The sequence below is a fragment of the Thermoflexus sp. genome (assembly GCF_042408365.1).
GTDB lineage: Bacteria > Chloroflexota > Anaerolineae > Thermoflexales > Thermoflexaceae > Thermoflexus.
The window spans coordinates 1-10,513 of record NZ_JBHOQJ010000154.1; the positions used below are offsets into that span (position 1 = coordinate 1).

The 10,513-nt window shown below is 62.3% G+C and carries 9 protein-coding genes and 1 pseudogene; 3 read left to right on the forward strand and 7 right to left on the reverse strand.

Annotated features, from left to right (window positions below; translation table 11 throughout):
- Positions 1-326: pseudogene (locus ACFMO5_RS07195) on the forward strand (hypothetical protein); the annotation flags it as partial.
- Here the strand turns inward: ACFMO5_RS07195 and ACFMO5_RS07200 are convergent.
- From ACFMO5_RS07200 to ACFMO5_RS07220, 5 genes are all read right to left on the reverse strand, one after another.
- Complete coding sequence (locus ACFMO5_RS07200; protein ID WP_376792078.1) at positions 317-1,111, reverse strand: ABC transporter permease subunit; 795 nt, start codon at positions 1,109-1,111, stop codon at positions 317-319. The pseudogene ACFMO5_RS07195 and the gene ACFMO5_RS07200 overlap by 10 nt on opposite strands.
- 14 nt (positions 1,112-1,125) lie before the next feature.
- Positions 1,126-1,935 carry an ABC transporter permease subunit gene (locus ACFMO5_RS07205; RefSeq protein WP_376792079.1) on the reverse strand — a complete coding sequence of 270 codons (810 nt, stop codon included), beginning with the start codon at positions 1,933-1,935 and terminating at the stop codon, positions 1,126-1,128.
- Entirely contained in the window at positions 1,932-2,816 is an 885-nt protein-coding gene (locus ACFMO5_RS07210) for an ATP-binding cassette domain-containing protein (RefSeq protein ID WP_376792080.1), read from the reverse strand. Before ACFMO5_RS07210 ends, ACFMO5_RS07205 begins: the two co-directional genes overlap by 4 nt.
- Before the next feature lie 20 nt (positions 2,817-2,836).
- A complete protein-coding gene (locus ACFMO5_RS07215) occupies positions 2,837-3,460 on the reverse strand; it encodes a TetR/AcrR family transcriptional regulator (protein ID WP_376792081.1) in 624 nt (207 codons plus the stop codon).
- Between the two features lie 193 nt (positions 3,461-3,653).
- Complete coding sequence (locus tag ACFMO5_RS07220; RefSeq protein ID WP_376792082.1) at positions 3,654-5,627, reverse strand: hypothetical protein; 1,974 nt, start codon at positions 5,625-5,627, stop codon at positions 3,654-3,656.
- A gap of 134 nt (positions 5,628-5,761) precedes the next feature.
- On the opposite strand from ACFMO5_RS07220, the gene ACFMO5_RS07225 reads away from it, so the two are divergent.
- Positions 5,762-5,941 carry a hypothetical protein gene (locus ACFMO5_RS07225; protein ID WP_376792083.1) on the forward strand — a complete coding sequence of 60 codons (180 nt, stop codon included), beginning with the start codon at positions 5,762-5,764 and terminating at the stop codon, positions 5,939-5,941.
- Positions 5,942-6,031: 90 nt separating this feature from the next.
- Here the strand turns inward: ACFMO5_RS07225 and ACFMO5_RS07230 are convergent, their stop codons facing one another.
- Both ACFMO5_RS07230 and ACFMO5_RS07235 read right to left on the reverse strand, forming a co-directional pair.
- Positions 6,032-7,369 carry a C39 family peptidase gene (locus ACFMO5_RS07230; protein WP_376792084.1) on the reverse strand — a complete coding sequence of 446 codons (1,338 nt, stop codon included), beginning with the start codon at positions 7,367-7,369 and terminating at the stop codon, positions 6,032-6,034.
- Positions 7,370-7,445: 76 nt separating this feature from the next.
- A complete protein-coding gene (locus ACFMO5_RS07235; RefSeq protein WP_376792085.1) occupies positions 7,446-8,609 on the reverse strand; it encodes a hypothetical protein in 1,164 nt (387 codons plus the stop codon).
- 593 nt (positions 8,610-9,202) lie between these two features.
- On the opposite strand from ACFMO5_RS07235, the gene ACFMO5_RS07240 reads away from it, so the two are divergent.
- Complete coding sequence (locus tag ACFMO5_RS07240; RefSeq protein ID WP_376792086.1) at positions 9,203-10,465, forward strand: MFS transporter; 1,263 nt, start codon at positions 9,203-9,205, stop codon at positions 10,463-10,465.
- Positions 10,466-10,513: the final 48 nt, after the last annotated feature.

A 10,513-nucleotide genomic window follows, 5' to 3' on the forward strand; every position in this document is an offset into this window, starting at 1 on the left:
GGAAGGCCCGGGCGGACCACGGCGCTTTGAGCGTGAGCAGGAGCGCGGCCCACGCGGCCCGCGCTCGTGGGAGCGCGAGCGCGAAGAGGGCCGGCGAGGCGGCCCCGGCCGGTTTGAGCAAGGCCGTGACCGGGAGCGCGAGCGCGGTGGGCCGTCCCGTGGTGGTGAGCGCTGGGAGGAGGGTGGCCGCCGGCCCGAGCGCCGGGACCGCGGCCCTGGGAGACGGTAGGAGCCGGCTCTTGGAGCCGAGGGGAGGGGAGATCCAAGGGGTGATTCGCTTTCTCCACCGCCGGAAAGGGTGGCGACCTGGCGGCCTTCAGATGTAGATATCCCGCCGCGGATACACAACGTAGACCAGGACCAGGCTGAGAAGGATGATCACCAAGGAGAGCAACAGATATCCGCCATCCAACCGGCCCTCCCGCATAAAGATCGCCGCGTCAAAGTATTTAAATGGCGTAAAATATTTCAAGAGATCAAGTTTCTCGTGCATATTTGACGCCGCAAACATAAAATATGTGGCTAAAATGATGGCGACGGCGGCCGAGAGGGCGCGGGTAGCCGGCCGCATGAGGCTGGCCAACAGCAGCCCGAGGGCCAAGAAGATCAGCTCGATCACAAACATCGCCTCCATCTCCAGGATCAGGAGGCGATAGAACGCCGCGTCGGGCTGGTACGGTTGGACGGCGAGCGCCGAGACGATGCCGGTCACCAGAACGAAGAGGGCACAATTCGCCAGCGCCGCGAGGGCCTTTGTCGTGAGCACGCGGGACCGGCTCACCGGGAGCGCCAAGAGGAAGTCGGCGGTCTTGGCGCTTTCCTCCTTGGAGAGGACGCCGCTCCCCCACATCGCAGCGGCCACGGCCCCCATCAGTGCGAAGTAGAGAAACAGGGCCCCGAACCAGCCGTCCAGGGTGGTGAGGTTAAAGCCGTGCATGCCGAGCGCTGCCGAGACCGCTTGGGGGATCGACGCCAGAATGGCCATCGCCTCCGGGTTGTTGATGTAGCCGGCCATCTTGCCCACGGAGAGGAGGATGAACAACGTCATCACGACGCTCCAGACAAGGAGCGAGCGGAAGCCGGCCTTGAGTTCATGCCAGAAGATGTTCATGGAACCCCCTTCCGTCAGACGACCGCAGGGATATCGCGGCGAACATACCGCCAGTAACTGAAAGCCAAGGAGCCCGCGATCATGGCCCCGCTGAGCAGAACCAGAGACGCCTCGTAGGCGTTATGCTGAACCACGTAGGTGGGATCGAAATGATGAAAAGGGGTGATGAGCTCCAGCTTGACATCGCCCAGCAGGTCCCCAAAGGCGTTCAAGACGTAGCCCCCGAAGCCCAACATGAGGCCATAGGGCGTCACGTTACGGGCCCGCCGCACCAACAGGGAAAGCGCCAGACCCACGCTGAGGAAGACGGCCTGGAAGACCGGAATGACCGCCAGCATCACGAGCAAGGTGCGCGGATCGTAGGAGCGCCCCCCGCGGAACAGCTCGATGAACAGGAAGCTGCTGGCCCAGACCACCCCATCCGTAAGGACCAAGGCGGTGAGGGCGGCCAGGAGTTTGCTGATCAGGATCTGCGCCCGGGTGACCGGCTTGCTGACCAAGAAATCCGCGATCATCCGACTTTCTTCCACCAAGAGCAGGCCGAAGCCGTAGTTGCTGGCCTGAAGGGCCAGCAGGATTTGTAAAAGCGTCATCACAAGGCTGTAATAGCCCATCACAGAGGAAAGGTCCACCCCCGCCATCCCGAACGCTTCCAGATACTCCCGTGGGAACCGCTTGAGCGTTTCCTGCAGCACCGCCGCATGATCGGCGAAGGTGGGATAAAAGCCCATATACAGCAAAATGAGGAGGGCGGCGCCCGCCGACCAGCCGAGGATCGAGTTTCGCTTTCGTCGCAATTCGAACCGATAAATATTGATTTTCATGACCCATCCCTCTGGTAATAGTGCATAAAGATCTCTTCCAAGGTGGGCTCCTCGATCGTCACATCGGTCAGGTTCAGGGCGCTGAGCCGGCGCAGCATCACATTGATGTCCCCTCGATAAAAGAAGTGCACTGCGTTGTCCGTGCGCTCCAAATTGGTCACGCCGGGCAGATCGAAATACGAGAGATCGACATCTTTGACCACCACCCGTACTTTCTTATAGTTGTTTCGAATCAGCGTCTCCATATCGGCGATCTCTACGATGCGCCCTTCGCGGATGATGGCCACCCGATGGCATAACCGTTGAACCTCGCTCAGGATATGAGAGGAAAAGAAAACCGTCACCCCGCGGGCGTTCTCCTCCCGGATGAGCTCGAAGAACCTGCGTTGCATCAAGGGGTCCAGGCCGATGGTGGGCTCGTCCAGGAAAACCACCTTGGGGCTGTGCATCAGGCCTTGCACGATGCCAACCTTCTTGCGGTTGCCGTAGGAGAGCTCATCGACACGGCGGTTCAGGTCCAACTCCATATATTCGGCCAGCTCATACATGCGCCGCATGCACTCACGGTTGTAGAAGCTGGCCGCGTATTTCAGCAGGTCGATGACCTTCATACGCTCGTAGTAGAAGACCTCGCCGGGGAGATAGCCGATATCCTGGCGGATCTCCGGCCCGTGGGCAAACACATCCTTGCCGAAGATCCGGGCGCTGCCCCGCGTGGGATAGATCAGCGAGAGAAGCAAGCGGATGGTCGTGGTCTTCCCAGCGCCGTTCGGCCCGATGAAACCGAAGATCTCTCCCTCCTCCACGCTGAAGGAAACATCTTCAATCCCACGCGTCTTGCCGTAGTATTTGGTGAGGCCCTCAACCTCAATGATGCCCATTGCGTTCCTCCCGGATGTTTCTAACGACCCGCCGCGATCCCTCGGCGGAGAAATTCGATAAATTGATCCGCCACCGTCAACAGGCGCTCATCATAATCCGCCGCCACGTGTTCCGTGTAATACTCCACCACCAGATTGTTCAAAGAAGCCACCAGGAAGGTCATCAGATGGACATCCAGGTCATCCCGTACCTCGCCGCGCCGAACGGCTTCCCGGAGCATCCGCTCAAAGATCTCGTAAGCGATGGGCTTGCTCCGTGCCAGGGCGTCTTGGTAGATGGGGGAATTCCGGCTTGCCAGCAAATGGCGACCGATCTCGACGTAGAGCGGGTGCTCCTGGGCGAACCGGATACCGGCGATGTAGAGCTCCCGCAACAGGGTGAAGAAATCCTCTTGGCCGATACGCTCCAGAACAGGGCGCAAATAAGCCAGTTTCTCTTCCCCGATGATCTGCAAGATGTAAAGCAAGAGATCTTTTTTGTCCTCGAAGTATTGATAAAAGCTTCCCTTGGCGATCCCCGCCCGCTTCACGATCCGGTTGATGCTGACCCGCGCGAAGGGGTGAGAGGCGAATTCCTCCATCGCCACCCGCACGATGAGCGCCCGCTTGTCCTCCGGTAGATTGAAAAAAGTGACCTTCGGCATATGCTAGCTTCCCAGTGACCTCCAGGTCATATGACCACCCGGTCACATTATATGGGGAAAAGGTGGGTTTGCCCAGCGGAGGTGACCGCTGGGTCATGTCGACAGGGGATGGTCGCACGTCGAATGCGGCTCAAGACGGGATGGACCGTGCGGCTGGCCTTGTTCTCTCCTTCCCAACAGGCCAGAACACGCCTTAAGGCCCAATCCGGATGGCGTCCAGTCCCACCTCCGTCTTGAGCCTTTGTAGCTCGGGGAAGCGATAAAGCCCCATCAAGAGCTCATAACGGCTGAAGTTCAGCTCCTTAGGTAGCCGGATCCGATAACGGGTACCGACCAAGTCACCCGGTTGCCAGCCCATTGTCGCATTCAGGGGTCCGTCGGCCTGGGCAACCAGCTGGCCATCAGCGATCACGTGGTGAAAAATGTGCAAATTGTCCGCAGGCTTCGCGCCTCCGAGGCGCCAGAGCGCAACCACCTCCACCTCACCTCCGGGTCGAACCGGACCCCGAACTGCCACCTGCTCCAGGGCCACGTCACCCTCCCAAACGGCCACCGGCTCACGCGGGGTGAGCCTATTCGAGCAGACCAGCGGCCAGAGTGTCGCCTGATCCCTGGGGTTTTCGTCCTCGTCCAGGTCCAGTCCCCAGGCCTTAAGCTCCGGAGCCAGCCAGGCCGGGGCCGCCAGGAAGCAGGCCCCGCCGCTTGGAACCAGCAGGGCCGCCCGCGGATCAGCGGCCCGCACCGGCCGGCTGATCAGTCTCGAGACGTAATCGAGCAGGTGGGGCTCATCGGTCAGAACAACTAACGGGCGATTGGCCGGCGCATCGAAGTTTTGCACCAGCACGGCCAGGTGGTTCAAGTAGGGTTGGATCGATGGACAATCCCGGATAATCTCGGGAGCCACGTAAAAGCCATCGACGGGAACATAATTTTGCTCCAGAAACTCCATGAGGGGCCGCAGGAACTCTTGCGCCTTAAAAGACCCAACCTGTGCATCGGCGTGCACTCTCACTATCGCCGGCTCAGTTCTCAGTGTCTCGATGACATCGATTAGTCCCCACTCTGCCATCCAGGGCCAGAGCAGACCGTAGCCGCTCGGCGGGCGCCGTCCTGTTATGAAGTTCAAAAAGACGCCGCCCGGGTAGCCCGGATAATCCCCGAGGGCCACGTCGGACCGGCCGCAGGTCAGTCGTTCGGCCACCTGGGCGTCAGACTTGAACCAGGCTACTATCTGCCGGTGCTGGTCTCCCAGGGCCGGATCGGCCAAGACTGTCCCTGTCCGGAAGGCGAGCCAAGCTAGGCCTGCAATCATCAATACCCGCAATCCCGTGCTAATCACAGCGCCTGGCAACCGTGCCATATGGTCGTCAGCCAGCAGTGCTGCCACCATCAGTGAGACCATGACAAAGGGCCCGATGTGAAAAAATTCCGGCATACGAGCCAGCAGCGCTGCCGATACGGCGTAAAGACCGAGGCCATCGGTGATGCGACCGACTGCCAGCAGCCCGATGGTTGTGGTGAGGACTGCCAGCCTGAAAAAGAAGCCGGTAAAAAGCTGTCGACTGGCCCCGTTCACGTCTAGAGGCGAGAGAAGGTCCAGATTCAGCCAGCGGCCATCCAATAGCTGAAGCCCTGACCCCATATTGCTCATCCACCTGCCAAAGGGGTCAGCGAAAGCCGGAGCGTACTTACGGTAAACCAGCAGATTAAAGACGACAGCGTCTTTAAATAGGCCGCTCAGGGCGAAGATTCCGAGGGCAGCCAGAATCCCTACACTCAGGCCGGATGCGGCCAGGGTCATGGCCAACTCCCGGCTATAGTACAGAAGACTGCGTCGGCGGATGAGCCACTTAAGGTGGACCAGCCCGAGCGGAAAGGCCATAAAGGGGTCGGCAGCGATGGCCACAACTGTGAAAGCCCAGATGAGAAACCGAGTTCTGATTCGGCTGAGCTCAGCCTCGGGCGCGAGGAAGACGAGGGCGAACGGCACGAAGAAGCCGATGCGAGAAAAAGAGTAATAAATCACCATGTGGCCCCAATAAAGGTACTGGACCAGTCCCCAGATCACCAGGCTTAAGGCCAGGGGCCACACCTGGCTTACCAGGCGAATGACTAGTGTCCAGGCCACGACTTCAAGCGCCAGCAGCAAGAAGCGAGTGGAAAACACCGAGGGACCAAAAAGTTTGAATACCGCGCCTCACTTTTCGGGCTTTTGATGGCAAAATACCGCCCGACCATACATTTGACAATAAATATGCGCGCCATTAATATAATCAAGGCTTGACAAATTGGGAGGAGAAAATGTTTACAGATCCCGAAATATGGACTCGGTTGTATCACTCAGAGCGAGTCGCCGAAGCCCGGGCGGAGGCATTACGTCAAGAGGCGGCGTATGGCGGAGGGGATGAGACTTTCTGGTTCCAAGTCGGCGGGTGGGTGATCCGTCTTGGGCGATGGATGCAGGAGTCATCCGCACGTTGAGAAGAGTCATCACTGTGGGGCCAGGTGCGGAGCACGTCTGGCCCCGCCCGCTTCGCCCCCGAATCTACCCCCTGGGTCGTACTGTCAAGATCACGGGGATATTGCCTCCAAATGCGCTCGAGCGGCTTGGAAGTTCGGATTGAACCGCAGCGCCTGCTGGAACAGTCTCCGCGCCCCTTCCCGATCCCCCAGCACCAGGAGCGCCTGGCCTTTGTAGTCATACCACTCTTCCACATATGGGGTGACCCGTAGGTTCGCATCGACCAAGGCGATGACATCGGCGTAACGGCCGACCGCTAGATAAGCCTCGAAAGGCTCGAAGCGATACCACAGGATCCGCCACGGCAGCTTCAGGGCCCGCGCTTGATCGAACGCCGCCGCCGCGTCCTCGGCTCGCCCCATGTGGAGGAGCGCCGCGCCGGCATTAAACCAGGCGAAGGGATCCTTGGGATTGGCGGCCAGCTCTTCCTGGGCCCGGGCCAGCGTCTCCGTCCACATCCGGGCGTCGTCGTCCCAGACCGGACCGACGAGCTCCCGCACGCGGCCTTCCTCCTCTAGACGATAAATCACGATATACGTCCGGTTGAAGTGACGCCAGTAACGATCCACTTCCTCATAGGGAACACCCTGATTAGGTCCCATGTAAGAGTCCATGATGATGAACTGTCCGGCCCGATCGCTGTAGCCGATCAGCAGCTTATAATGCCCCATCCACCCTTGCCGGGGGTCCGGCTCGAAGCCTGTCTCGATGATGACCGGGAAGCCGGCTCGAAGCAGCCGCTTGAGCCCTTCGATATCCCCGTTCACCCGAACCCGCGCGCCCAGCCCCACGCTCCGGGCGAAGGCCGCCATCTCCTCCGGCGAGACGTTCTTGTCCTCCGGATCAGGCTTGAGGACGGCCGCGGCATCCCGCTGGGTGCCCCGCCATCCGTAGAAGCTCAACGCCATCGCTAGCGTGGCAGGCCCGCAGTTGTTCCAGGTCTGGAACGCATGGCGCACCCCATACAGCAGGACGTCGGCTTGGTCCAGCGCCGCGGGGGTGTTGCGGGCCGCCTGGGTCGGCCCGGGGAAGACCGGGGGGGTGATCGTAGGGGTAGAGGCAGGCCGAGTGGGCGTGGCCGTGATCGGGGCCGCCTCCGTCGGCGATGGGGTCCAGCGCGGCATCGGCGTTGCCGTTCGCGCCGGAGTCGGAGTGAACACCGAGGGCGCAGCTGGGGTCAGAAGAGCAGCCAGCCGCTCCGGCGGGACCGTGGCCGCCGGCGTGGGGACTTCCTCGGGATGAACAGGCCAGAACCACGGCTGAAGGGGCTCCGGGACCACTCGCGCGACATAGCGCGGGGGAAGACGATGAAGGCCTCCCCACGCTGCGCCGAAGCTCATGAGCACTACGGCAAGGCTTAGCCACACCCACTTCCGGTTTAACCCCATCTTTGCCCCTTTCGGTTTTGGAACCATGGCCGGGCGTTCTTCGCGCAGTCCCGCGCCCATCCCCTGAAAGCCCTTTTCAGTCCCCCGCTGAGCCCCCGATCGCCAGCCCGCCGGAAAGCGCGATCCTGGGGATGCCCAGGGCTGCCTCCAGCAACGCGACAAGCCCCGCGGACACCACGGTGTGACCACCGACCAGGACGGTGAGAGGGGCTTGGGCGGCCGCTTCGATCCACTCCCGGATCACTGGATCCTGGATCTCCGAGACGGCAAAGAGATCGGCCGCGTAGCGGTCCACAGGCTCCGGCCAGCGGCCGGCGGCGGCCATCCAAACCCGGATATCCAGCAGGGCCCCATCAGCCAGTTCCCCCAGGGTCTCAAAGAAGCGCGAGGGCCCTACGGCCTGTAGATAAGCATACACCAGGGACCGCACTTCGCCACGGTGCATGCGGGCGCTGGCCTGCATCCCCCGCTCCTCGCTGAACACGCGGGTCCACACGTGGGCATGACGCTCCAGGGCCGCCCAGGCCCATGAGGGGACACGGCCTGCGAGCACCAGACGGCTCCCGGGGGTTCGAAGCAGGGCCTGGATCCGCTGCACCCGTGAGGGATCCCACCCGGTGCGCGCCACCGCCTCCCGGAGGGCGGCAGGCACCTGGGGATGCTGGGCGACGATCAGGGCATCCACCGGCGTATCCAGATCCAGGAGCGAAGCCGTGGAGCGCGGCCAAACCCGAACCGGAAGCCCGGCCTCCCGATGGAGCACCCACGCCATCGCATTGTCAGTGGGCAGCCGATGCGCATAAGGGGGGACCGCTTCCGCCGGGGCCACGGCGACCCAGTCGCTGGAGTGCAGATTGTTGGTCACCAAACCCTCCCGGACCTCCGCAAACTCCGCCAGAACGGCATCCCAATCCGCAGCGCTCATCAACGGCGCAGCGCCCGCCCCGACATAGAGCAAGCGGGAAACCCGGTGGCGCTGGATCAGTTCGGCCAGGCGGACCCCGAACTCAAAGGGCTGATGAACCGGATCGAGATCCAGCTCTAATGGAAAGGAGGCATGTCCCAACGATTCCAAACCCTCTGAATCCGGCGCGGCCAGGATGACCCGATCCACCCGCCCCGTGCGCACGATCCGGCGGATCGTCTCCTGGGCAGCCACCCGCAGGATCCACCCCATTTGCCGCTCCAAGGGGTGGATCCCCAGCGGGCCGATCATGACAATCAAGGCGAGATCTTTCATCCGACCCACCCTCAAGGGAAGGAATCCCTCGCCGTCCTTATCGGACCTGTCGCGCTCAGACCTTTCGAGGCCCTTGCCGATCCTTGGGAACAAACCAGCGCTCAGACGTCCAGCGAACCCATAGCGCCCGTTCAAGGCCGTCACCAAGGCCTTTTATCTTAACATAATCCGTGGGGCTGAGAAGCCTTAGAGACACTATCCCCCATGAATAGCGGTTCCATCCCTGACCCTGCGCTCTCCCACTTTGTGGGAGAGAGAGTAAAAATAAGGTATGGGGATGATCATCTCGGACTGGCACCCCCGCGCGCGGGGGCGATCTTTCCGCAGGGCATGCGGATCGGTGTGGCCGTGGGGTGGAGGAGAAGCACCCCTTGTGGGTGCCCCTCATGGATGCTCCAGGGCCGGCCTTGTGCCCGCCCCTACCCGAGGCATTCGCGTCCTTATGCAGAGGCGCCCACAAGGGGCGCCCTTACACAGGCGCTCCGCGGGGGCGGGTTATCCATAATTCGTCGTTGGATCATCCACACCCCTCGGGGAAACTCCCTTGGCCTACGGTAACGTAAATCCACCACCTAACCGCACAGGAGGCTTCGATGACGACCCTCACACGTGGCGCGGCCACCACCTGGCCCCAATGGATTGCGCTGAGCCTCTACGGGCTTGCGCTGACCATGACCTCCAACGTGGTGGATCCTCCTTGGTTGAGCCAGAAAGCCAGCCAGCTGGCTGGCCCGGGTTGGCAGAACACCCTGCTGGGCAGCGTGGCTTTCATCGGCCTGATCTGGGCCGCCCTGGTCCAGCCGATCTTCGGCGCCTGGAGCGATCGGGTCCGGAGCCCGTGGGGGCGCCGGAAGCCCTTCCTCTGGCTGGGGAGCGTCCTTCTGGCCCTGGCCTTGGCCTTCCTGGTCGCTGCCCCCTCCGTGCCCCTGCTCATCTTGGCCCTGCTCCTGGTGCAAACGTTCTCCAACATGGTGCAGGCCGCCTACCAGGGGCTGATCCCAGATCACGTGCCGGAAGATCAGCGGGGGCGGGCCTCTGGGATCAAGGGGTTTATGGAGATCCCCGCCGTGGTCATCGGCCCGTTGGTGGCGGGCTATTTCCTGGGCCGGGGGCAGATCTGGGGGCCCTACCCGGTGCTGCTTCTGGTCTACCTCCTGGTGGGGCTGATCACCGCGATGGCGGTCCCCTCGCAGGCCCTGGCGGAGCCTCCTGCCCGTCGCCCAGCCTGGATTTATCAAGTGGAATGGGGCCGCGCCCCGACGTTCGCCTTCTGGTTCGCCCATCGCTTGGTGTTCTGGTGGGCGCTGCTCACGTTGCGCACCTTCTTGATCTTCTTCTTCCGGGATACGATGGGCCTGACCATCGAACAGGCGCAGGCCTTAAACGGGACCCTCTCCGCGATCTTGGGGGCGATGATCCTGCTCTTGATCGTCCCTTCCGGGGCGCTGGCCGATCGCTGGGGCGCGCGGCCGCTGCTCCAAGGGGCAGGCCTCCTGGCTGGTCTGGGGACTTTCAGCTTCCTCGGCGTCTCCCGGCTATACGGGCGGCCGGAGCTTCCGGTGCTGGTGGCCGCCTCGCTGATCATCGGCGTGGGCGTGGCCCTGTTTGTGGCCGCCAGCTGGACTTGGATCACGCGCATTGTGCCCTCCGACGAGGCAGCCCGCTATCTGGGGTTGGGAAACATCGCCACGGCGGTCGGCAGCGCGATCGCCCGTCTCAGCGGCCCGGCGATCGATGCGCTGAACCGGACCACAGGCAGCCTCCTGGGCTACGATGTGATCTATGGCTTGGCAGGCCTGTTGTTCCTGGGCAGCCTGCTTCTGGCACGCCCGCCCGCGCGGCCTGGGGAACATTGATCCAACCCATAGGGGTTTTGGGGTGAGCCGGGCGCCCTTGGCGCCCGG